At 68.7% G+C, this 21524-nt stretch carries 21 protein-coding genes and 1 pseudogene; 18 read left to right on the forward strand and 4 right to left on the reverse strand.

What is annotated here, in order from left to right; translation table 11 throughout:
* Positions 1 to 192: 192 nt before the first annotated feature.
* The 5 genes from AB1K54_RS06005 (at position 193) to AB1K54_RS06025 (ending at position 4017) form a co-directional block, all read left to right on the forward strand.
* Positions 193 to 1131, forward strand: coding sequence for a heme o synthase (locus AB1K54_RS06005; RefSeq protein WP_371201826.1), 939 nt, complete (start codon positions 193 to 195; stop codon positions 1129 to 1131).
* Positions 1132 to 1220: 89 nt separating this feature from the next.
* Positions 1221 to 1736: a hypothetical protein gene (locus AB1K54_RS06010; RefSeq protein ID WP_371201827.1), complete on the forward strand. Its 516-nt coding sequence runs from the start codon at positions 1221 to 1223 to the stop codon at positions 1734 to 1736.
* Positions 1730 to 2524 (forward strand): hypothetical protein, encoded by a 795-nt coding sequence (locus AB1K54_RS06015; RefSeq protein WP_371201828.1) that lies wholly within the window; start codon positions 1730 to 1732, stop codon positions 2522 to 2524. Before AB1K54_RS06010 ends, AB1K54_RS06015 begins: the two co-directional genes overlap by 7 nt.
* A 177-nt stretch (positions 2525 to 2701) precedes the next feature.
* Positions 2702 to 3226: a hypothetical protein gene (locus AB1K54_RS06020; RefSeq protein WP_371201829.1), complete on the forward strand. Its 525-nt coding sequence runs from the start codon at positions 2702 to 2704 to the stop codon at positions 3224 to 3226.
* A 389-nt stretch (positions 3227 to 3615) separates the two neighbouring features.
* Positions 3616 to 4017 carry a hypothetical protein gene (locus tag AB1K54_RS06025; RefSeq protein WP_371201830.1) on the forward strand — a complete coding sequence of 134 codons (402 nt, stop codon included), beginning with the start codon at positions 3616 to 3618 and terminating at the stop codon, positions 4015 to 4017.
* A gap of 59 nt (positions 4018 to 4076) precedes the next feature.
* On the opposite strand, the gene AB1K54_RS06030 is transcribed toward AB1K54_RS06025, so the two are convergent.
* Together AB1K54_RS06030 and AB1K54_RS06035 are read right to left on the reverse strand one after the other, a co-directional pair.
* Entirely contained in the window at positions 4077 to 4502 is a 426-nt protein-coding gene (locus tag AB1K54_RS06030; protein ID WP_371201831.1) for a dinucleotide-utilizing enzyme, read from the reverse strand.
* 110 nt (positions 4503 to 4612) lie between these two features.
* Positions 4613 to 5539 (reverse strand): heme A synthase, encoded by a 927-nt coding sequence (locus AB1K54_RS06035; RefSeq protein ID WP_371201832.1) that lies wholly within the window; start codon positions 5537 to 5539, stop codon positions 4613 to 4615.
* 253 nt (positions 5540 to 5792) lie between these two features.
* Between AB1K54_RS06035 and sufB the strand changes: the two genes are divergently transcribed.
* From sufB to AB1K54_RS06065, 6 genes are all read left to right on the forward strand, one after another.
* On the forward strand, positions 5793 to 7211 hold the full coding sequence (gene sufB / locus AB1K54_RS06040; RefSeq protein WP_371201833.1) for a Fe-S cluster assembly protein SufB: 1419 nt from the start codon (positions 5793 to 5795) through the stop codon (positions 7209 to 7211).
* Positions 7212 to 8402, forward strand: coding sequence for a Fe-S cluster assembly protein SufD (gene sufD, locus AB1K54_RS06045; RefSeq protein ID WP_371201834.1), 1191 nt, complete (start codon positions 7212 to 7214; stop codon positions 8400 to 8402). It begins immediately after the preceding gene.
* Positions 8399 to 8728 (forward strand): non-heme iron oxygenase ferredoxin subunit, encoded by a 330-nt coding sequence (locus AB1K54_RS06050; protein ID WP_371201835.1) that lies wholly within the window; start codon positions 8399 to 8401, stop codon positions 8726 to 8728. The genes sufD and AB1K54_RS06050 overlap by 4 nt, the downstream gene beginning before the upstream one ends.
* A gap of 16 nt (positions 8729 to 8744) precedes the next feature.
* The gene (gene sufC / locus AB1K54_RS06055; protein WP_371201836.1) at positions 8745 to 9530 is read left to right on the forward strand and encodes a Fe-S cluster assembly ATPase SufC; all 786 of its coding nucleotides are present in this window, start codon (positions 8745 to 8747) and stop codon (positions 9528 to 9530) included.
* A 10-nt stretch (positions 9531 to 9540) separates the two neighbouring features.
* On the forward strand, positions 9541 to 9870 hold the full coding sequence (locus AB1K54_RS06060; RefSeq protein ID WP_371201837.1) for a metal-sulfur cluster assembly factor: 330 nt from the start codon (positions 9541 to 9543) through the stop codon (positions 9868 to 9870).
* 83 nt (positions 9871 to 9953) lie between these two features.
* On the forward strand, positions 9954 to 11453 hold the full coding sequence (locus AB1K54_RS06065) for a glycosyltransferase family 39 protein (protein ID WP_371201838.1): 1500 nt from the start codon (positions 9954 to 9956) through the stop codon (positions 11451 to 11453).
* 115 nt (positions 11454 to 11568) lie between these two features.
* On the opposite strand, the gene AB1K54_RS06070 is transcribed toward AB1K54_RS06065, so the two are convergent.
* Complete coding sequence (locus tag AB1K54_RS06070) at positions 11569 to 12450, reverse strand: MurR/RpiR family transcriptional regulator (RefSeq protein ID WP_371201839.1); 882 nt, start codon at positions 12448 to 12450, stop codon at positions 11569 to 11571.
* Positions 12447 to 13590 (reverse strand): annotated as a pseudogene (locus tag AB1K54_RS06075) (serine hydrolase domain-containing protein). The gene AB1K54_RS06070 and the pseudogene AB1K54_RS06075 overlap by 4 nt, the downstream one beginning before the upstream one ends.
* Positions 13591 to 13656: 66 nt before the next feature.
* Here AB1K54_RS06075 and AB1K54_RS06080 point away from each other — a divergent pair.
* From AB1K54_RS06080 to AB1K54_RS06110, 7 genes are all read left to right on the forward strand, one after another.
* Positions 13657 to 14598 (forward strand): N-acetylmuramic acid 6-phosphate etherase, encoded by a 942-nt coding sequence (locus AB1K54_RS06080; RefSeq protein ID WP_371201840.1) that lies wholly within the window; start codon positions 13657 to 13659, stop codon positions 14596 to 14598.
* A gap of 52 nt (positions 14599 to 14650) precedes the next feature.
* A complete protein-coding gene (locus AB1K54_RS06085) occupies positions 14651 to 15937 on the forward strand; it encodes an extracellular solute-binding protein (RefSeq protein WP_371201841.1) in 1287 nt (428 codons plus the stop codon).
* Positions 15938 to 15970: 33 nt separating this feature from the next.
* Complete coding sequence (locus AB1K54_RS06090; protein WP_371201842.1) at positions 15971 to 16918, forward strand: carbohydrate ABC transporter permease; 948 nt, start codon at positions 15971 to 15973, stop codon at positions 16916 to 16918.
* The gene (locus AB1K54_RS06095; protein WP_371201843.1) at positions 16918 to 17826 is read left to right on the forward strand and encodes a carbohydrate ABC transporter permease; all 909 of its coding nucleotides are present in this window, start codon (positions 16918 to 16920) and stop codon (positions 17824 to 17826) included. The genes AB1K54_RS06090 and AB1K54_RS06095 overlap by 1 nt, the downstream gene beginning before the upstream one ends.
* Before the next feature lie 2 nt (positions 17827 to 17828).
* On the forward strand, positions 17829 to 18797 hold the full coding sequence (locus tag AB1K54_RS06100; RefSeq protein WP_371201844.1) for an N-acetylglucosamine kinase: 969 nt from the start codon (positions 17829 to 17831) through the stop codon (positions 18795 to 18797).
* A 192-nt stretch (positions 18798 to 18989) separates the two neighbouring features.
* Positions 18990 to 20150: a MalY/PatB family protein gene (locus tag AB1K54_RS06105; protein ID WP_371201845.1), complete on the forward strand. Its 1161-nt coding sequence runs from the start codon at positions 18990 to 18992 to the stop codon at positions 20148 to 20150.
* Positions 20147 to 21517, forward strand: a complete 1371-nt coding sequence (locus AB1K54_RS06110; protein ID WP_371201846.1) for an MFS transporter — start codon at positions 20147 to 20149, stop codon at positions 21515 to 21517. The genes AB1K54_RS06105 and AB1K54_RS06110 overlap by 4 nt, the downstream gene beginning before the upstream one ends.
* Positions 21518 to 21524 lie beyond the last annotated feature (7 nt).

The following is a 21524-nucleotide window of genomic DNA, read 5'->3' on the forward strand; positions in this document are numbered from 1 at the left end:
CCGAGGCGCAGATGCGAGCCGTTCGTGTGACGCAGTCTTGCGCGCGCCCTCACGCCGGACGTGTCACCCGCGCGGCGGACGCGTCACGAACCGCTCACCGCGCCGACCGCCCGTCCGTGAGCACGCGAGCGGCCGTGGACGACCGGGGTGTCGTAGACTGTGTCGGGCTCTCATACGGCGATTGCGGGGACGATGGACAACACGACGACGGTCGGGGTCACGGCTTCCGGCGCAACCCGCACGACCCGCCAGCGCCTCGGCCGCACGATCCGCGCCTATGTCGCGCTCACCAAGCCGCGCGTGCTCGAACTGCTGCTGGTGACGACCGTCCCCGTGATGATCCTCGCCCAAGGGGGCCTCCCGAACCTGTGGCTCGTGCTGGCCACCGTCATCGGCGGGTCCCTCAGCGCCGGATCGGCCGCCGCGTTCAACATGTACATCGACCGCGACATCGACGCGCACATGCAGCGCACCGAGAACCGACCGCTCGTGACCGGCGAGGTGTCGCCGCGCGGCGCGCTGGTCTTCGCGTGGACGCTCGCCGTCGTGTCGACGGCGTGGCTGCTCGTCACGACGAACTGGCTCGCAGCGACGCTCTCCGCCGCCGCGATCTTCTTCTACGTGGTCGTCTACACGATCATCCTCAAGCGCCGCACCGAGCAGAACATCGTGTGGGGCGGCATCGCCGGCTGCTTCCCGGTCATCATCGGGTGGACCGCCGTCACCGGCTCGCTCGCGTGGCCGCCCATCATCCTCTTCGTGCTCGTCTTCCTCTGGACGCCGCCGCACTACTGGCCGCTGTCGATGAAGTACAAGAAGGACTACGACGACGCCGACGTGCCCATGCTCGGCGCGACCCGCAACGGGTCGCAGGTCGGTCTGCAGGTCATCCTGTACGCGTGGGCCACCGTCGCGTGCTCGCTGCTTCTCATCCCCGTCGCGGGCACGGGCCTCGTCTACACCGTGTCGGCCGTCGTCTTCGGTGGATGGTTCATCTACGAGTCGCACCGCCTCTACAACCGCGCGGTGCGCGGCACCGAGGCACGGCCGATGCGCGTCTTCCACGCGTCGATCACGTACCTGACGCTGCTGTTCGTGGCGATCGCGGTCGACCCGCTCCTTCCGTTCTGACCCGGGTTCCGCCGCCTGAGCGGTGGTTGTGCGCACTGCGCTGTGGATAAGTGGCGGGGGTGCGCGGGAGCGTCGCTTAACGTTGACGGGTGATTCTTCGAGCGTTGGCGGCTGCTGTCGGGGTGGTTGCGACGATGGTCGTGATGAGCGGATGCTCCGCCCCGACGCCATCGCCGACGGCGGTGTTCGCCAGTGAGGACGAGGCGTTCGCGGCTGCGGAGGAGACGTATCGGGCGTACAACGACGCAGTCAACGCTCGATGGGCGAATCCCGGTTCTGCTCCGGATTCCGCGTCATTCCTCGTTGACGAGGCGCTCGAGGACGACCTCACCAGCAATCGGGAGTTCGAGTCCGCCGGACTGAGCATCGTGGGTGAGAACTGGATTCTCTCCATCGAACCCGTGTCGTCCGATCTCCAGGATGGAACCGTCGTCATCGACACCTGTCTCGACGTGACCCCCTCGCGGATCGTAAACGCCGCCGGAACCGACGTCACGCCAGCTGATCGCCCTGAGCATGTCGTTCTCCGGGTTGACCTCGTGCAGATTGGCGACCGTTTGCTGATCCGTCGAAGTGCAGTCGCACCGGAAATCGCTACATGCTGACTGCGCTGCTTCTGGCAGGCGGGCTGTTTCTTCCCGCGCTCGCCGACCGTGATAGCCAGGACTGCACGCGAATCGAGGCGACGAGCGGTCTATGCTCGCAGGCGACCAACAGTGGAGACGGGGTCGACGCGGAGGCTTGGTGGCGTCAGCTGGCCGAAGGAGGCGCTCCCAACGCCACAGGAGTCAATCCTCCCGACCGCACTCCCGAGATCATCTACAGGCCGGAGACTGGCCGCCCGTGCGACACCGACAGCGGCATCTGCCTCTCGAAAGGTCTCCCGGCCGCGCCCGGTGACCCCGGGTTCCCGGCGGTGACACTCGCCGACATCGCGTCGTTTCGACCGATCGCGCCGCAGCTTGCGGGGGAGCCGGCTGGGTTCGGGGTGGTGGGGCTGCCGACGAACTTCGTGGGTGCGGCATCCGATCATGAGGTTTCGGGCACTCTGCTCGGTTACCCCGTCACGGTGCGGTTCGTGCCGGTGGCGTACGTGTTCGGGTACGGCGACGGCACGACGCAGCGCGCGGCATCGGGGGGCACGAGTTGGACGCAGTCCGGCGCGGCGCAGTTCACTCCCACGGCGACCAGCCACACCTACCGGGCGCGCGGCACGTTCACCAGCACCGTCGCGGTGGAGTTCGAGCCGTATGTTGACTTCGGGGCGGGTTGGTGGCGGGTCGACGGCGTGGTCACCGCGGTCTCGGCGGGATACCCGGTTCAGGTGCTCGAGGCGCGCACCGCGCTCGTCGAGCACACCTGCACCGAAGACCCCCACGCCGCAGGCTGCTGACCCGAAACGACGACGAGGCACCGCGCAGGCGCGCGATGCCTCGTCGGTCCAGTCGATGGGAGGTGGACCCGCTCTTTCCGTTCTGACCCGGGTACCGCAGCGCCGGCGCGAGGGCGAGGTGGTGCGGTGCTGTGGATAAGTGACGGGCGCGTTCGGGTCGTCGCTTAACGTTGACGGGTGATTATTCGAGCGCTGACGGCAGTTGTCGGGGTGGTTGCGACGATGGTCGTGATGAGCGGATGCTCCGCCCCCGCGCCATCGCCGACCCCCACGCCGACGGCGGTGTTCGCCAGCGAGGACGAGGCATTCGCGGCCGCAGAGGAGACGTACCGAGCGTATATCGATGCGGTGAATGCGCGCCGCACGGACCCCAACTCTTCCCCGGCCCCGTCATCGTTTCTGATCGGCGATGCACTCGCAGATTCTCTCGCCGTGGATCGTGATCTCGAGGCCTCGGGAATACGCGCGGTCGGCGACACCGGCATTGAACGAATTGATCGAAATGACGCTGCTCCTACGCACGGCCGTGTGGTGATCGGCGTCTGCTTGAACTCTCAAGCGGTGCGAGCAGTAAATGAACCCGGTCAGGACGTTACCCCCGACGAACGGCCGGACTTTGCGCTACTTCGTGCATCGCTCATTCAAGTCGATGACCGGCTGCTGATCGAACAAAGTGTGACATCGCGAGCTGATGGATGTTGAAGGCCCTCATTGTTGCGATGCTCCTTGTCGGGCCTGGCACAGGAAACGTCGTGCCCGCGGACCCCCTGTGCACCCCAGCGCTGGCCGCCACAGTTGGATGCCCGGATGCTTCGACGGATGGCAACGCGGTATACACAGCGAGCGAGATTGCCGAACTCGGAGCTGATGAGTCGGCTCCCAGTGGCGAGTCGATCCAGGCTCCAGGACCGGCAATCATCTACCACCCCGACACGGGAATGCCCTGCGATGCTCCGACCGGGGTCTGTGTAAGGCCGGGTCTCCCGGCCGCGCCCGGTGACCCCGGGTTTCCAGCGGTAACACTCGCGGACCTCGCGTCGTTCCGGCCGGCCGCGCCGCAGCTTGCGGGGGAGCCGGCTGGGTTCGGGGTGGTGGGGTTGCCGACGAATTTCGTGGGTGCGGCATCCGATCATGAGGTTTCGGGCACTCTGCTTGGTTACCCCGTCACGGTGCGCTTCGTGCCGGTGGCGTACGTGTTCGGGTACGGCGACGGCACGACGCAGCGCGCGGCGACCGGCGGCACGACCTGGACGCACACCGGGGCGGCGCAGTTCACTCCCACGGCGACCAGCCACACCTACCGGGCGCGTGGCACATTCACCAGCACCGTCGCGGTCGAGTTCGAGCCGTATGTCGATTTCGGGGCGGGTTGGTGGCGGGTCGACGGCGTGGTCACCGCGGTCTCGGCGGGATACCCGGTTCAGGTGCTCGAGGCGCGCACCGCGCTCGTCGAGCACACCTGCACCGAAGACCCCCACGCCGCAGGCTGCTGACCCGAAACGACGACGAGGCACCGCGCAGGCGCGCGATGCCTCGTCGGGGAAAGGGCAGGTCAGCGACCGGCGACGGGCGCGGGGGCGTCGTCCTCGGTCGATGCGGCAACGGGCTCCGACGCGACCGCGTCGGTCGGGACGGTCTCGACGAGCGGCTCGGCCCCGACGGGCTCGGCCGTCTCGGCTGTCCAGTCGATGGGCTCGACGACCTCGACCGGCGCCTTCGGGCGCAGGGTCGAGAGGGCCGCGACAGCGAGAGCGAGCAGGATGCCGCCGATGCCGGCGGCGACGAGCACCGAGCCGAACAGGGCGACCGACTGGCCGACGTAGACGTCGACGCCCGTGGCGCTGCCGTCAGTCAGGGTCGTGGTCATCGTGCCCAGAGTGCCGTTGACGAGGAAAGCGCCGACGCCGGCCACAGCGAGCGAGATGACGACCAGACCCCAGAACGGGATGCTGCTGACAAGACGGGGACGGGTTGGCATAAGTGGTTCTCTCCTCGAGACACGGCCCGGGCGGCCGTGGCAACCCAGCATCTCAGGAAAGTCCGTGTGCGCGCACAGCGGAACCTATGCGTCCGCTGTGCGCGCACACGTTACGCGAGGACCGGAGCCTGCTCGACCGGCACCGGCGCCGGAGCCCGCAGTCGCATGACGGCCACCGTCATCGTCGCCGCCGTCAGCGCCGCGAGCACCATATGCACGCCCACCGCAAGCTCAGGAAGGCCGTTGCGCGCCTGGTACAGGCCGACCGCGATCTGCACGAGCTCGATCGCGAGAAGGGTTGTCATCCAGCCGCGGGGCGGAAGCCGCAGCACCCACGCCGCGATGGCGAGCACAAGGGTGAGTCCGAACAGAATGTAGCCCGGCCACGCGTGGACGTGCTCGAGCAGCTCCGCGTCGAAGCCGTTGCGACCGACCGCGGCATCGCCCGAGTGCGGGCCGGCGCCCGTCGTGAGCACGCCGAATGCGATCGAGACCGCCAGCACGAGCGTCGTCACGTGCGTCGTGATCGAGTACCAGAGCGGCACGGCGCGCTCACGCGGACCCGACTGCGCGCCGAGGCGCACCAAGAGGGCGGCCGTGACGCACACAAGCAGGAGCGAGACGACGTAGTGGAAGCCCACGATGAACGGGTTCAGACCCGTGCGCACCGTGATGCCGCCGACGACGGCCTGCGCGACGATGCCGCCCATCACGATCCACGCGAGCACGAACAGGTCTCGGCGCGCCTTGCGCAGTCGCCACACGATGACGAGGAGGACGAGCGCGAGGATGCCCAGCAGCGGGCTCATCATGCGGTTGCCGAACTCGATGAGCGAGTGATAGCCGAGTTCCTGCGTCGGCACGAGCGACTCGGGCGTGCAGGTCGGCCAGGTGGGGCATCCGAGACCGGAGCCGGTCAGTCGCACTGCGCCGCCGGTCCCGATGATGAGCACGTTGCCGATGAAGTTCAGCCACGCGAAGACGCGAAGCGCCGTGCCGATGCGGGGCGCCGGTGCGCCTGAGCTGTGCGCGAGCATGCTCGTGCCTCCTAGGTGCGGCTCTGCGGCGACCGGTTCGCGCAGAGGCGCGCGCCCGCGTCGGAGGGGAGCCTGTAGAATCGAGGGGTCGGATGCGTGCGCGTGAGCGCGACGCACCACAGACAGTTTAGGCGCGACGGACAGCGCCACTTGAGAGGGCCCACCAGCGGTGCTCACACCTCCGGTCGATCGATCGGAGGCGGACGGGTGCCGGGGCGGATGACACCGTTGAGGCCCAGAAATGAGTGTGACGATGTCGGATGTGCTGATCGACCGCCCCGAGCTCGAGGGGCTGGGTGTCTACGAGTTCGGCTGGCACGACGCTGACGCCGCCGGTGCGAGTGCGCGGCGCGGTCTCAGCGACCTGGTCGTGCGCGACATCTCGGCGCTGAAGGCCGAGCCCGAGTGGATGCTCAAGACCCGCCTCAAGGGCCTGCAGCTGTTCGAGCGCAAGCCGATGCCGACGTGGGGTGCCGACCTCAGCGACATCGACTTCGACAACATCAAGTACTTCGTGCGCTCCACCGAGAAGCAGGCGCAGTCGTGGGAGGACCTCCCCGAAGACATTCGCAACACGTACGAGAAGCTGGGCATCCCCGAGGCGGAGCGTCAGCGCCTGGTCGCCGGTGTCGCCGCGCAGTACGAGTCCGAGGTGGTCTACCACCAGATCAACGAGCAGCTCGAGGCGCGGGGTGTCATCTTCATGGACACCGACACCGCGCTCAAGGAGCACCCCGAGTTCTTCGAGGAGTACTTCGGGACCGTCATCCCCGCCGGGGACAACAAGTTCGCCGCCCTCAACACGGCCGTCTGGTCGGGCGGGTCGTTCGTCTACGTGCCTCCGGGAGTGCACGTCGAGATCCCGCTGCAGGCGTACTTCCGCATCAACACCGAGAACATGGGCCAGTTCGAGCGGACCCTCATCATCGCCGACGAAGACTCGTACGTGCACTACATCGAGGGCTGCACCGCCCCGATCTACAAGTCCGACTCGCTGCACTCGGCCGTGGTCGAGATCATCGTCAAGAAGAACGCCCGCGTGCGCTATACGACGATCCAGAACTGGTCGAACAACGTCTACAACCTCGTCACCAAGCGCGCTACGGCCGCCGAGGGCGCGACGATGGAGTGGATCGACGGCAACATCGGCTCCAAGGTCACGATGAAGTACCCGTCGATCTTCCTGATGGGCGAGCACGCGAAGGGCGAGACCCTCTCCGTCGCCTTCGCCGGTCCCGGCCAGCACCAGGATGCCGGCGCGAAGATGATCCACATGGCGCCGTACACACAGTCCTCGATCGTGTCGAAGTCGATCGCCCGTGGCGGCGGTCGCGCCGGCTACCGCGGCGAGGTGCGGGTGGACGCCAACGCGCACCACTCCGCGAACACCGTGCGCTGCGACGCGCTGCTTGTCGACACCATCTCGCGCTCCGACACGTACCCGGCGATCGACATCCGCGTCGACGACGTGCAGCTCGGGCACGAGGCGACCGTGTCGAAGGTCAGCGAGGAGCAGCTGTTCTACCTGATGAGCCGCGGCCTTCCCGAAGACGAGGCCATGGCCATGATCGTGCGCGGCTTCATCGAGCCGATCGCGCGGGAGCTGCCGATGGAGTACGCGCTCGAACTCAACAAGCTCATTGAGATGGGCATGGAAGGATCCGTGGGCTAAGTGAGCAGCGTTACCGAGGCTCCCGTGACCGTTCCCGGCGCGAAGGGCCACACCGACGGTGCGGGCGCCTTCGTGCCGGTGCAGACCCGTTCCGAGCGTCCGCGCTCGTACGCGCCCGGCGACTTCGAGCGCCCCACGGGCCGCGAGGTGAACTGGAAGCACACCCCCGTCGACCGACTGTCGCGCCTGTTCGATGACGTCGAGGGCGATGAGGGCGGCGTCTCGATCGCCGTCTCCGGCCCGGTGGCCGGTGCGGCGCTCGGCATCGGCACCGCGCCGCGCGGGGAAGTCTTCACCCCCGAAGACCTTCCGAGCGCGATCGCGTGGAGCCGTGCCGCCGAGGCGCTCTACGTCTCGATCCCGGCCGCCGCCGAGCTCGACGAGCCCGTCGTGATCGAGTCGGTCGGGGGCGGGGTCGACCTCCTCGCGCATGCCCACCTCGTGATCGAGGCGCAGCCGCAGAGCAAGGCGACCGTCGTGCTGCGGCACATCGGGGTGGCCCAGTTCGCGCAGAACGTCGAGATCGTGGTGCGCGAGGGCGCTCAGCTCGAGGTCGTCACGGTGCAGCAGTGGGACGACGACGCGGTCCATGCCGCATCGCACCAGGCCCGCATCGGTCGCGACGCGACGCTCCGCCACGTCGTCGTGAGCTTCGGCGGCTCCGTCGTGCGGGTGAACCCCGACGTCGAGCTCGCCGGAACGGGCTCGCGCGCCGAGCTCTACGGTCTCAGCTACTCCGACGCCGGGCAGCACCTCGAGAGCCAGGTGTACCTCCACCACAAGGGCGCCGAGACGACCGGCGACGTGCTCTACAAGGGCGCGCTGCAGGGTGCCCTCGCCCGCAGCGTGTGGATCGGCGACGTGCTGATCGGGCCGGATGCCGTGGGCACAGACTCGTACGAGGCGAACCGCAACCTCGTCCTCACCGAAGGGGCGCGCGCCGACTCGATCCCGAACCTCGAGATCGAAACCGGCGACATCCGCGGGGCCGGCCACGCGAGCGCGACCGGCCGCTTCGACGACGAACAGCTGTTCTATCTGCAGGCGCGCGGCATCCCCGAAGACGACGCTCGCCGCATGGTCGTGCTCGGGTTCCTGTCCGAGATCGTCCAGAAGGTGCGCGTACCCGCTCTCGAGGCCGAGCTGTTCGCGGCGATCGAGGCCGAGCTCGCGCTCGAGGTCGGCCGATGAGCGCGCAGCGCGTATGCGCACTGAGTGAGCTCGAGCAGGACACCGCACATCGTGTCGAGGTCGACGGCATCGCGATTGCCGTCGTGCTCGACTCCAACGGCGAGGTGCACGCGATCGGCGACGTGTGCACACACGGCGACATCTCGCTGTCCGAAGGCTTCGTCGACGGCGAGACGCTCGAATGCTGGGCCCACGGCTCCGCGTTCTCGCTGCGCACGGGCAAGCCCCTCAACCTCCCCGCCTACGAGCCCGTCCCTGTGTTCGAGGTCACGATCGACGGCGATGACGTGCTCATCGACCCTGCCGTCACGCTCGAAGTGAACTGAAGAAGGTACTCAAAACATGTCTGTCCTCGAGATCCGCGACCTGCACGTGACGGTCGAGACGGATGCCGGCACCACGCCCATCCTGAACGGCCTGTCCCTCACCCTCCGCAGCGGTGAGACCCACGCGATCATGGGCCCCAACGGGTCCGGCAAGTCCACGCTGGCGTACACGATCGCCGGTCATCCCAAGTACACCGTCACCGGCGGGTCGATCACGCTCGACGGCGAAGATGTCCTCGCCATGAGCGTCGACGAGCGCGCTCGCGCGGGGCTGTTCCTCGCGATGCAGTACCCCGTCGAGATCCCCGGCGTGACCGTCACCAACTTCCTGCGCACCGCCAAGACCGCTGTCGACGGCGAGGCACCCTCGATCCGCACCTGGACCAAAGAGGTCAAGGAGTCGATGAAGAACCTGCGCATGGACCCCAAGTTCGCGCAGCGCAACGTCAACGAGGGCTTCTCGGGCGGTGAGAAGAAGCGTCACGAGATCCTGCAGCTCGAGCTGCTGAAGCCGCAGATCGCGGTGCTCGACGAGACCGACTCGGGCCTGGACGTCGACGCGCTGAAGATCGTGTCGGAGGGCGTCAACCGCGCCAAGGAGGCCACCGGCCTGGGCGTGCTGCTCATCACGCACTACACCCGAATCCTCCGCTACATCCGTCCCGACTTCGTTCACGTGATGGTCGCCGGCCGCATCGTCGAAGAAGGCGGCGCCGAGCTCGCCGACCGCCTCGAGGACGAGGGCTACGACCGCTTCGTGCCCGACGGCGCCGAAGAGCCCGCCGTCGCCGCCGAGGCGTAGGGTTGCCTGCATGACCGCCACCCTCAGTCCGGAGAAGTACGACGAGGTCACCGAGGCGCTCAAGGACGTCATGGACCCAGAGCTCGGGGTGAACATCGTCGACCTCGGCCTCATCTACGACCTCGCGTGGGATGACGAGAACGACGCCCTCGTCATCCACATGACGCTGACCTCCGCAGGCTGCCCGCTCACCGACGTGCTCGAGGAGCAGACCGCCGAGGCCCTCGATGATGTCGTCGAGCGGTTCCGCATCAACTGGGTGTGGATGCCGCCGTGGGGCCCGGAGCGGATCACCGACGACGGCCGCGACATGATGCGCGCTCTCGGCTTCGCGATCTGACGCACGTCTTCATCGGGTGCCTCGGCGCGCCGCAGCGCGGGCGCGGGCTGTCGGATGCACCCGCGCGGGGTGAGAATGGGCCGATGATGCCTTCGCTGGAGCGGGCGCAGGATCGGGCCCGCGCCTCCGCCCGCTCCAGCGCGCTCGCGCGGGTTGCTGCACTGGTGGGACTGATCGCCACGGCGATCAGCGCCGCGGGATCGTGGATCCCTTCGCTGTGGGGCGACGAGGCGGCCAGCGTGCTGTCGGCGCAGCGACCGCTCGGGTCGCTGATGAACATGCTCATCCACGTCGATGCAGTGCACGGGCTGTACTACCTCGGCCTGCACTCCTGGGTGGACGTGTTCGGTGCGAGCCCGTTCGCGGTGCGGTTCCCATCGGCGATCGCGGCGGGAGTGACGGCGGCCGCCGTCGCGTGGCTGTGCGGAAGGTTCGGCTCGACGGCCTTCGGGCTGCTCGGAGGGCTGATCACGGCGGTGCTTCCGCGCATGACGTATGCGGGGGAGGAGGCCCGCGGGTACGCGTTCGCGGCGGCGATCGCGACGGCCCTGTGCGTGATCGTCGTTGAGATCATGCGCCGGGAGGAGGCCTCGCGCCGGTGGTGGATCGCCTATGCCGCGGTGCTTGCCCTGGGCCTGTACATCTTCCTCTTCCTGGGGCTCATGGTGATCGTGATCGGCCTGGTTCTGCGTGCCGACCGGCAGGGCCGAAGGCTGCTGCGCACCTGGGCGGTGTGGACGGGGTGGGCGTTCGTCGCGGCGCTTCCGGTGCTCACCCTCGCCGTGATCGAGCGGAACCAGATCGCGTTCCTCGCGAAGACGGATCGTGCCACCGCATCCGGGATCCTCGTGAGGATGTGGTTCGAGACGGTGCCGTTCGCGATCCTCGCGTGGGCGCTCATCCTGGTCGCGATCGCGGGGGCCGTGCGGCGGTGGCGGGCGGCCCGGCGACTCGTGGAGCCCGAAACGCTGGCGCTCGCCTGGATGGTCGTGCCGATGGGGGCGGTGCTCGCGGTGAACCCGTTCGTCGGCACCTTCACGCCGCGCTACGGCACGCTCGCCGCGCCCGCGGCCGCGATCCTGATGGCCTGCGGCGTGCGCGAGATCGCACGCTGCCGCTTGGCGGGCGCCAGCATCCTCGCCGCCGTCGTCGTGCTCGCCGTACCGGTCTGGGCCGGGCAGCGCACGCCGTGGGCGAAGAACGACTCCGATTGGAACGACCTCGCCGCCGCCATCCACGCGGGCGCACGGCAAGGCGACGCGATCGTGTTCGACGAGTCGGTCCGGCCGTCGCTGCGCCCCCGATTGGCTCTGGACACCAACCCGGCGCCGTTCGCCGCCGTCTCGGACGTCACGCTGGCCATCCCGTACACCGATAACGACCTCTGGGACTCCACGGCGTACAGCGTCCCGGAGGCGGCGGCGCTGGGACGCTTCGACGGGGTCGATCGCGTCTGGGTCGTGGCGAACGCGCGGCGCGGCTCGTCGAAGCCGTACGGCATTGCCGACCTCGAAGCGCTCGGATTCCGGCAGGCCTCCGAGGAGCACCTGCACAGCAGCGTCGTCTCATTGTTCACGCGCTGAGACCAGTGGGTCGCACAACGGCCGGGCCGGCGGTCGTCGGTGTCGACTGCGAGACCGGCCTGCGCGGGCGCATCGGAGCAGACGCGGCATGAGGGGCGATCCTTTTGCCTGGCCCCTACTCGCCCCCCGACCGATCGAACCGGTGAGGCTGGATCGCGCGATAGGTCGCACGCAGCAGCGCGCTCGTCTCGTCGTAGCTGCCCTGCAGCAGCCGGACGACGAGGAAGTCGACGAGCGCCATCTGCGCGATGCGGCTCGACATCGCGCCCGAGCGAAACCTCGTCTCACGTGCCGCGGTGGTGAGCACGAGGTCGGCGAGCTCGCCGATCGGCGACCGCGGATAGTTGGTGATCGCGAGCGTTGTCGCCCCCTGCGCAGCCGCGAGCTCGAGCATCTGGTGCGTCTCGACGGTCTGCCCGGTGTGCGAGATGCCGATCGCGAGGCAGTCGGGCCCGCTCAGCGCGAACGAGGCGAGTGCGAGGTGGGGATCGCTGAAGCAGAAGCACATCAGGCCGATGCGGTGCAGCTTCTGGTGCAGGTCCTGCGCGATGAGTCCGCTGGAGCCAGCTCCGAACACATCGATGCGCTTCGCGTCACGGACGGCCGCGACGGCTTGGTCGAGCACGTCGAGGTCGAGCGTGCGCGCTGTCTCCTCGATCGTCCGCGCCTCCTGATACGCCACCTTCGCGACGACCTCGAGCGCGCTGTCGGCGGGGTCGATATCGGCGTCGGCGACGCGGAAGCTCTCGCGCGCGGCCTCTTCGCGGCTGTTGGCCGCGGCGATCGCGACGCGGAAGTCGCGGAATCCCGCGAACCCGACCGCATGGCAGAAGCGCGCGACACTGCCGACCGAGGTGCCGTAGCGTTCGGCCAGCTCGGTGATCGTCGAGTCGACGACGACCGATGGGTCGGCCAGCACCGCCTTCGCGATGCGCTGCTCGGACTTGCTCAGCTGCGGAACCGCCTGGCGCAGCGCGATGAACACATCGCCGTTCATGAGGCCTCTCCCCACAGCTTGTCCGCCATGCGCGAGACCGCTGTGCGCATGGCTGTCATGTCGGCGCCGTCGCGTGACGGATGCACGCGATTCGAGAGGAATACTATCGACTGTTCCCCGCCGGGTTCGGTCATGAGACTCGTGCCGGTGAACCCGGTGTGGCCGATGCGCTGGATGCGGGAGCCCGCCGCCATCCAGGGCTCGTCGACACGCGGGCCCAGCGCCTGTCCGTAGGCGGGTCCGGCAACGAGCGGTGTCGTCATGCCCTCGATCACGTGTTCGGACAGCACTCGCTTTGCCGCCGTGTACACCGCCGAGGCGTAGCATCTCGGCGAACCGCAGCAGGTCGCCGGCCGTCGAGAACATCCCCGCGTTCCCGGCGACACCGCCGAGGGCTGCCGCCGCCTCGTCGTGCACCTCGCCATGTACGACGCCTCGTCCGGGTTGCGCCTCGGTCGCCGCGATCGCGGTGCGGGGTGCAGCGGGCCGGAAGCTCGTCGACCGCATCCCGAGCGGGGCGGTCACCTGCCGTGCGATGACCGTGTCGAGCGTCTGTCCGGTCAGCGCCTCGATGAGAAGCCCCGCCCACAGGTATCCGATGCAGGAGTAGCGGTGGGTTTGTCCCGGTGGATCGACCGGCCGTGTGCTCCGGAACCGCGACAACGCCTCGTCGGTCGAGGAGCCGGCATCCGCTCGCCAGTTCGGGGCGAAGCCTGCCGTATGGGTCAGCAGATGCCGCACGCTCACGCGGCGCGCATCGCCGTCCTGGAACTCGGGGAGAGCGTCCGCGACGAGCAGCGAATCATCCAGCCCTCGTTCGTCGAGTTCGGCAAGCAGGGCGGCGGCAGTGAAGAGCTTCGTGATCGAGGCGATGTCGAAGAGCGTGTCGGGCGTGACCGGCGCGGGCACCGGCCAGCCGTCCGCGCCGCCGACGTGAGCTGAGGCGCCCACTGCTGCCGTTTGGACCACGTCACCGCCGGAGGCGACGACGACGACCGCGCCCGAGCCGCTCAGCCGCCCCGACGCCAGCGCCTGCGTGAGCAGATCGTGCATCGCATCCACACCGCCATCGTCGCATGGAAACCGGGCAATGTGGAAAAAATCTCCGTAACACTTGCCAGTAGCGATAATTGCGTCCATAATTGTCCGCAGGCGACGACGCCGTCGCGGCCCGACTCGCACGATCCATCGAGAGAGCTCTGCCCCATGACGACACCCAGTTCGCACACCGACCCGGCACTCGACCCGGTCCTGATGGGTGACGAGTTCGTCCCCCCGACCGAGCGCCGCTTGCCCGATTCGCTCGAGCTCGACGCGATGGGAAGCCTGGGTGTGCTCGAACTGCTCAACGCGCAGGACCGCAACGCCACCGAGGCCGTCGCCGCAGTGCTCCCCGACCTCGCGCACCTGGTCGAGATCGCCGCCGAACGTGTGCGCCGCGGAGGATCCGTCCACTACTTCGGCGCCGGCACGTCCGGCCGGCTCGCGTTCCTCGACGCGGCCGAGCTTCTGCCGACGTTCAATCTCGAACCCGACGTCATCGTCGCTCACCTCGCCGGAGACGACCGTGCGCTCGTGCAGGCCGTCGAGGACGCCGAGGACTCGGTCGACAACGGCCGGGCTGCCGCATCCGCTCTCACCGCCGACGATGTTGCGATCGGTCTGACCGCCTCGGGCAGTACACCGTATGTCGGCGGCGCGCTCGCCGAGGCGCGCGCGCGGGGTGCCTATGCCGCGCTCGTTGCGAACAACCCCCAGCCGGGGCTGGCCCATCTCGCCGACCTGACGATCGTCGTCGACACCGGAGCCGAAGTGATCACCGGCTCCACGCGCCTCAAAGCCGGAACGACGCAGAAGCTCGTGCTCAACGGCTTCTCGACGGCGCTGATGGTCGCTCTGGGCCGCACCTGGTCGAACCTCATGGTCTCGGTCGTCGCGACGAACGAGAAGCTGCGCCGACGCGTCGTGCGCATCCTCATGCAGGCGACCGGGCTCGACGAGGAGGCGAGTCGAACACTGCTCGACGCCTGCGAAGGCGAACTCAAGACAGCGATCGTCGCGTCGCTGGCCGATGTCGAGCCTGCGCGCGCACGAATCCTCCTGGCCGCCGCGAACGGCTCCGTCCTGGACGCACTCGCGGTCCGCTGACGAAAACCGAAGACCCGAACACCCATCCCTCATCATCACCAAAGGAGAGAACATGAGGCGACGTATCCTCACCCTCGCCGCCGCGGCGGCGGGATCGGCGCTGCTGCTCGCAGCGTGCGCCCCCAGCGATTCGAGCGGGCAGGCGGCCCAGAGCGATGAAGAAGTGACGCTGAAGGTGTGGTCCTGGCGCACCGAGGACATCGAGAAGTACAACCGCATCTTCGATGTCTACGAGAAGGTCCACCCCGGCGTGACCGTCGAGTTCGAGGCGTTCCAGAACACCGAGTACAACCAGATCCTCACCACCGGCCTCGCCGGCAGCGACGGGCCGGATGTGCCGATGGTGCGCGCGTACGGCCAGTTGCAGCCGAACATCGAGGCCGGCCAGCTCGAGCCCATCGACGGCATCGTGGAGGGACTCGACGACATCGCGCCGAGCGTGCTGGCGGGCGCTCAGGGCCGCGAGGACGGCAAGCTCTATGCCGTGCCGCTTGCAACCCAGACGCTCCAGGTCTTCTACAACAAGGCGATCTTCGAAGAGAACGACCTGGACGTGCCCACCACGTGGGACGAGTTCATCGACGTGAACGAGACGCTGCTCGCGGCGGGCGTGACGCCGATGGCGCTCGGCGCCAAGGACGCCTGGATGCTGCCGATCTTCTCCGACATCGTCGGCTCGGCGCGCTACGGAGGGTCGGACTTCGAGTCCGACATCCTCGACGGATCGAAGACGTTCGAGGACGCGGACTACGTCGCGTCGCTGCAGATCGTCGACGATATGCAGAAGTACCTCACTCCGAACGCCGTCGGCGTCAGCTACACCGAAAGCCAGATCCAGTTCACGTCCGGTCAGGCCGCGCAGTTCCCCGGCGGTTCGTTCGAGATCGCGACCTTCCGCTCTCAGGCGCCCGACCTCGACTTCGGCTCGTACCAGGTGCCGCTGCCCGATGGGTCCGTGTCGGAGAATCCGGTCAGCCCCGCCTACGCGGACGGCAACTTCGCCGTCAACTCGAAGTCGCCGAACAAGGAGGCCGCCTTCGAGCTGCTCAACTGGTTCGCGACGCCCGAGTTCGGACAACTCGTCGCCGACGAACTGAACCAGTTCTCGCCGATCCCCGGCGTGACCTACAGCGACGAGGTCATGGAGGAGGCGTGGGACAACTTCCAGAAGGGGCAGGCCCCGTACCTGCTGCTGGTGAACTTCCGCTACGGCGAGCCGCAGGGCACCGCGGTGCTCGGCGAGCAGGTTCAGAAGATGTTCCTCGGAGAGAGCGACCCCGCGGGTGTCGCGAAGGCGCTGCAGGACGGCGTCTCGCAGTGGTTCACCCCGGGCTCCTGAGCATCGGCTGATCCTGAGGAAGGTGCGAAGACCATGTCCACGACAACTCCCACGCGGCGGCGATTCCGCGCGACGAGCATCACGCTTCCACGGCGCGTGGGCATGGTCTTCGTCCTCCCGGCACTGCTGCTGTTCTCGATCTTCATCCTCTACCCGCTGCTGACAGCGCTGAGCTATTCGTTCTTCTCGTGGTCGGGCATCGTGCGCGACGGGTTCTCGGGACTGAACAACTACGTCACGCTGTTCACGCAGCTGCCGTACAGCACGCAGATCCCGAACGCCTTCGTCCACAACCTGCTGCTCTTCGTCGGTGCGATGGTGTTCCAGAACACGATCGGCCTCGGCCTCGCGGTGCTCCTGCACCGCATCGCACGCCTCAAGCGCTTCTTCCAGACCGTATACACGCTCCCGTACCTGGTCTCACCGCTCGTCGTCGGCTACCTGTGGTCGCTCATGCTGTCGCCGCTGTTCGGCCCGGTGAACCAGGTGCTTCGCTCGATCGGCCTGGAGGCTCTCGCCCAGCCCTGGCTCGGCAACCCGAGCACGGCGATCTGGGTGGTCGTGCTGGTCACCGCGTGGCAGTGGATAGGGTTTCCGGTGCTGCTCTACGGCGCCGCGCTCGGCGGCATCCCCGAAGAGCTCGAGGAGGCGGCATCCCTCGACGGCGCGGGAACGTGGCAGCGTTTCCGCTCGATCACCCTCCCGCTGCTGCTGCCGGCGATCGGGACAGTCACTGTGCTCACCTTCATCGGCGCGATGGAGGCCTTCCCGATCCCCTACGCCCTCGGCGGCTCGCAAGGCAACCCGGCCGGCGCCACCGACGTGCTGAGCCTGCTCTTCTACCGCACCGCATTCGAGTCCGGATCATCGAACGCGATCGGCACGTCGTCGGCGATCGCGACCCTCCTGTTCCTGTTCATCTTCGGCGTCGCGATCCTCATGACGTGGCTCATGCGCCGTGCCGAACGGAGGCTCTACTGATGGCAATCGCACAGACCGCGCTCTCGGACTCCGAGTCGCGCACCGAACAGCCGGCACCCGAGCGCTTCGCGCAACCCGCCAAACTACGCAGAGTGACGTTCGGAGGCATCGCGACAGGCTCGTTCCTCTGGCTCTACGCCCTGGTGTCGATCGCGCCGCTGCTGGTCATGGTGAGCAACTCCCTGCGCACGACGCAGGACATGGCGCTCAACCCGCTCGGGCTGCCTCTTCCGCCGAACTTCACGAGCTACCAGAAGGCGTGGGTGACGGCATCCTTCGAGACCTACTTCTTCAACTCGGTCTTCGTGACGGTCGCATCGGTCGTGCTCTCGACCGCGGTGTCGCTGCTGGCGGCCTACGCGTTCGCCCGCACCAAGTCGCGGATCTTCATGACACTCGAGGCGCTGTTCCTCTCGGGGCTCATGCTTCCGGTGTACCTCGCGATCCTGCCGCTGTTCTTCCTGCTCGACAGCCTCGGCATGGTCAGCAACCGGTGGAGCCTGATCCTCGTGTACTCGGCGCTCGGCATTCCCTTCTCCACCTTCGTGCTCGCCAGCTTCTTCCGTCAGTTGCCGATCGAGCTCGACGAGGCGGCCCGCCTGGACGGCGCAGGGCCGTTCACAACGTTCCTGCGCGTTCATCTGCCGCTCGTTCGGCCCGCTATCGCCACGGTCGTCGTGTTCCGCTTCGTGCCGGTGTGGAACGACTTCTTCTATCCGCTCATCCTCATCCGCGACCAGGACGCGTACACGCTTCCGGTCGGCATCACGCGGTTCTTCGGCGAGTACCAGACCGACTGGGCGACGCTGTTCGCGGGCCTGACGCTCGCGACCATCCCGCTGGTCGTGCTGTTCCTGTTCGCGACGAAGCAGATCGTGTCGGGCCTCACCGCGGGGATGAGCAAGTAGGCGTGGCCAGGGTTCTCGGCATCGACCTGGGCGGCACGGGCAGCCGCGTGGTCCTGGCGCCGGCCGAACCTTCGGACGGGGGGTCGCGGATGCTGCACGGGGAGCGCGCCGCGGTGACCGGCTCGGGAAGCACCGTGCCCGATGTCGCCGGTGCGGCCGTCCGGGCTGCTCTGGATGAGTGGCCCGACGCCCGCGACGACCTCGCCGCGATCGCAGTCGGCGCCACCGGACTTGCGACCCTCGTGCCCGAGCCCGATGCGATGCGCACTGCGATCGCGGCGACGGCGGGGATCGCGGAGGCCGCCGTGACCGTGGCCGGAGACCTCGTGACGACCCACCTCGGGGCGCTCGGCGGACAAGCCGGCGCGGTGGTGGCGGTGGGAACCGGTTCGATCGCGCTCGGCACCGACTTCGCGAGCACCTGGCAGCGTGTCGACGGCTGGGGTCACCTCGTCGGCGATCGTGGTGCCGGCGTGTGGATCGGCATCCAGGCACTCCAGGTCGCCGCCGCCGCGCACGATGGGCGCTCGTCGCACGGTGCGGCTCTGCTCGGCGCCGCCCGCAAGCGGTTCGGCGCGACCGAGACGTGGCCGTCGCAGCTGTACACCCAGCAGGATCGCGCGGGTGTGCTCGCGTCGTTCGCGCCCGAAGTGGCCGCTCTCGCCGCTGATGGCGACGCGGCAGCCGTCGAAATCATGTCGACGGCCGGCGCACACGTCGCCACCACCCTCGCGGCGGCCCTCGTGTCCGGCGTGCCTGCGGTCGCATCGTACGCCGGCGGCGTCTTCGAGGCCGGCGGGGTGTTCACAGAGTCGTTCGAACGGTCCTTCCGAGAGCTCCGCCCCGATGCCGAGTTGCGCGCGCCGCAGGGCGCACCCGTCGACGGCGTCGTGACACTGGCGCGCATGACGGCCCGAGCCCAGCTGCACCGCCGGCCCGGGTTCGTCTGGTGCGCCCAGAGCGCCACATGACTGCCGCGCTCCGTTCCCGGGCCGCCGTCGCCGCGGGCGACCGTTCGTCAGGTCAACGCGCGCCTGCTGCGGCACGAGCCGGGTTGATGGTTCTTCGGACATTCGGTGGGGGTCATGTGGTGAGGCCGACGGCGGCGAGTGTCGCGCGTCAGAGGAGGCGAGGCATCCGTCTGCCTCGCTAGGCTGGGAAGGGTGAGCGTCACCCCCCTTGAAGCACTGCCCATCGAACTCCTCCGCCAGCGGAGCAGCACGAAATGGCGCAGCTACGAGGAAGACGTGATCCCGATGTTCGTCGCCGAGATGGACTACCCCCTCGCTCCGGCGATCACCCGTTCGCTCGCGCGCGCGGTCGAGCTCGGCGACACCGGCTACACGCCCCCCGATCCCGGAATCCGCGAGGCGTTCGCCGGGTTCGCCAGCCGTCGCCTCGGCTGGGACGTCGATCCCGCCGCGGTCTTCTGGACCGGCGACGTCATGATGGGCGTCGTCGAGATCCTGCGTCGCGTCATCAGGCCGGGCGACAGCGTCGTGGTGATGCCGCCCGTGTACCCGCCGTTCTTCGACACCGTGGAGGAGGCGGGGGGCGTCGCGCTGCGCGTCCCGCTCGACAAGACGGATGCCGGGTGGGCGATCGATCTCGTCGGCGTCGAGGCGGCCCTGGCCGGTGGCGCCCGCGCCGTGCTGCTGTGCAACCCCCACAACCCCACCGGCACCGCCCACCACGCTGAGACCCTGGCACAGCTCGCCGACGTCGCCGCTCGATTCGGCGCCGCCGTCATCAGCGATGAGATCCACGGGCCGCTCGCTCACGCCGGCCACCCGTTCACCCCGTTCCTCTCGGTGTCAGACACGGCGCGCGCGATCGGCTACGCGGTCACCAGCGCCAGCAAGACCTACAACCTCGCGGGCCTCAAGTGCGCCGTGATGGTGGGCGGCAGTGCGCCCCAGATCGAGCTGCTCGGCGGCCTCCCGTCCGAGGTGGAGTGGCGCACCGGCCTGTTCGGCGCCCTCGCGAACGTGGCCGCGTTCTCGCCCGAGAGCGACGCCTGGCTCGAGGCGCTCCTCAGAGCCCTCGACCACAACCGCAGGCTGCTGGCGGAGCTGCTCGCCGAGCACCTGCCCGAAGCGGTCTACCTCGTGCCTGATGCAGGATTCCTGGCGTGGGTGGACGTCTCGGCGTACGGGTGGGGCGACAACCCCTCGCCGCGCATCCGACGCGATGCGAAGGTCGCGCTCCACCACGGGCCGCTGTTCGGCGAGGAGGGAATCGGGCACGTGCGGATCAACTTCGCGTGCGCTCCCGAAACCCTGCGCGAGGCCGTCACCCGGATCGGCGCGCTGGCCGCGTCGTGACCACCCCGTCGTCCGCGGCCACCGGCGTGTGGAGTCCGCGGTACGTGTGGGTGACCGCGGGCGCGGTCGCCATGGTGTTCCTCGCCGCGATGCAGGCGCTCGCGGTCACCACCGTGATGCCGGTGGTCAGCGCCGAGCTCGACGGCGCGGCCCTGTATGCGATCTCGTTCTCGGGGACCCTCGCGACGAGCGTGATCGGCATGGTCGCGGTCGGCGCGTGGAGCGACCGCTCCGGGCCGGTGTGGCCGCTGACCGCCTCGGTGGTGCTGTTCGTCGGCGGGCTCGTGCTCGCCGGCTTCGCCTCCGACATGGGCGTGCTCGTCGTCGGACGCCTCGTCCAGGGGCTCGGCACCGGTGGCCAGGTGGTCGCGCTCTACGTGGTCGTCGCGCGGGTGTACCCGTCGACGCTCCACGGTCGCGTGTTCGCCGCCTTCTCGGCCGCGTGGGTGGTGCCGTCGCTGGTCGGCCCGTTCCTCGCCGGAGCGGTGGCGGAATACCTGCACTGGCGCTGGGTATTCCTCGGCGTCGCGGTGCTCACCATCGTGGCGTTCGTGATGGTCGCGACCCGCCTGTGGGGCACGCCGCTCGAGACGGAGCATCCGTCCACGGCCCGCATCGCACCGCGATTGGTGTGCGCGGTGATCGTCGCGCTCGGCGCGCTCGCGCTGAGCCTCGCCGGAGAGCTCGATGCCTTCGCGCTGCCGGTGGCCGCGGCATCGGTCATCGTCATCGCGTTCGCCGTCAGGCCCCTGCTGCCTCGGCGCACCCTGCACGCCGGACGGGGGCTTCCGAGCGTGATCCTCATGCGCGGCGTCATCGCCGGGGCCCTGTTCGGCGCCGAGATCTACGTGCCGTACCTGCTCATCGACGACTACGGGTTCTCGCCCGTGTGGGCGGGCCTGGGCCTGACCGCCGCCGCCGTCATGTGGGCCGCCGCGGCAGACGTGCAGGGACGCGTCGGCGACCGCCTCGGCAACACGCGCATCACGCTGATCGGCGCCTCTCAGCTGCTGGCAGCGATGGTCATCGTCGGGCTGTCGGCGCTCCTGGGGTTTCCGGCGTGGGTCATCATCGTCGGCTGGGCCTTCGCCGGCAGCGGCATGGGCCTCATGTATCCGCGGCTGACCGTGCTCACCCTCGCGTACTCGACGGCGCAGAACCAGGGCTTCAACTCATCCGCCCTGTCGATCTCGGACTCCGTCGGCGCCGCCACCACGATCGCCGCGATGGGGCTCGCCTTCACCGCCCTCACGGGGACGGATGCCGGATTCCCCGCCGTGTTCGCGATCGGGGCGCTGCTGGCAGTGCTCGCCCTGGTGCCGGGGCTGCGCATGGGGCACGCGCACGAGGCGTCGCCGGTGCGATGACCCGAGC

The sequence above is a fragment of the Microbacterium sp. BWT-B31 genome (genome assembly GCF_041379855.1).
In the GTDB taxonomy this organism is placed as follows: Bacteria; Actinomycetota; Actinomycetes; order Actinomycetales; family Microbacteriaceae; genus Microbacterium.

Bases quoted from the DNA above. Each gene is read 5' to 3' on its own strand.
- AB1K54_RS06005 (WP_371201826.1), top strand. From the start codon at position 193: ATGGACAACACGACGACGGTCGGGGTCACGGCTTCCGGCGCAACCCGC.
- AB1K54_RS06015 (WP_371201828.1), top strand. From the start codon at position 1,730: ATGCTGACTGCGCTGCTTCTGGCAGGCGGGCTGTTTCTTCCCGCGCTC.
- AB1K54_RS06030 (WP_371201831.1), bottom strand. From the start codon at position 4,502: ATGCCAACCCGTCCCCGTCTTGTCAGCAGCATCCCGTTCTGGGGTCTG.
- AB1K54_RS06035 (WP_371201832.1), bottom strand. From the start codon at position 5,539: ATGCTCGCGCACAGCTCAGGCGCACCGGCGCCCCGCATCGGCACGGCG.
- sufB (WP_371201833.1), top strand. From the start codon at position 5,793: ATGTCGGATGTGCTGATCGACCGCCCCGAGCTCGAGGGGCTGGGTGTC.
- AB1K54_RS06050 (WP_371201835.1), top strand. From the start codon at position 8,399: ATGAGCGCGCAGCGCGTATGCGCACTGAGTGAGCTCGAGCAGGACACC.
- sufC (WP_371201836.1), top strand. From the start codon at position 8,745: ATGTCTGTCCTCGAGATCCGCGACCTGCACGTGACGGTCGAGACGGAT.
- AB1K54_RS06060 (WP_371201837.1), top strand. From the start codon at position 9,541: ATGACCGCCACCCTCAGTCCGGAGAAGTACGACGAGGTCACCGAGGCG.
- AB1K54_RS06065 (WP_371201838.1), top strand. From the start codon at position 9,954: ATGATGCCTTCGCTGGAGCGGGCGCAGGATCGGGCCCGCGCCTCCGCC.
- AB1K54_RS06070 (WP_371201839.1), bottom strand. From the start codon at position 12,450: ATGAACGGCGATGTGTTCATCGCGCTGCGCCAGGCGGTTCCGCAGCTG.
- AB1K54_RS06080 (WP_371201840.1), top strand. From the start codon at position 13,657: ATGACGACACCCAGTTCGCACACCGACCCGGCACTCGACCCGGTCCTG.
- AB1K54_RS06085 (WP_371201841.1), top strand. From the start codon at position 14,651: ATGAGGCGACGTATCCTCACCCTCGCCGCCGCGGCGGCGGGATCGGCG.
- AB1K54_RS06090 (WP_371201842.1), top strand. From the start codon at position 15,971: ATGTCCACGACAACTCCCACGCGGCGGCGATTCCGCGCGACGAGCATC.
- AB1K54_RS06095 (WP_371201843.1), top strand. From the start codon at position 16,918: ATGGCAATCGCACAGACCGCGCTCTCGGACTCCGAGTCGCGCACCGAA.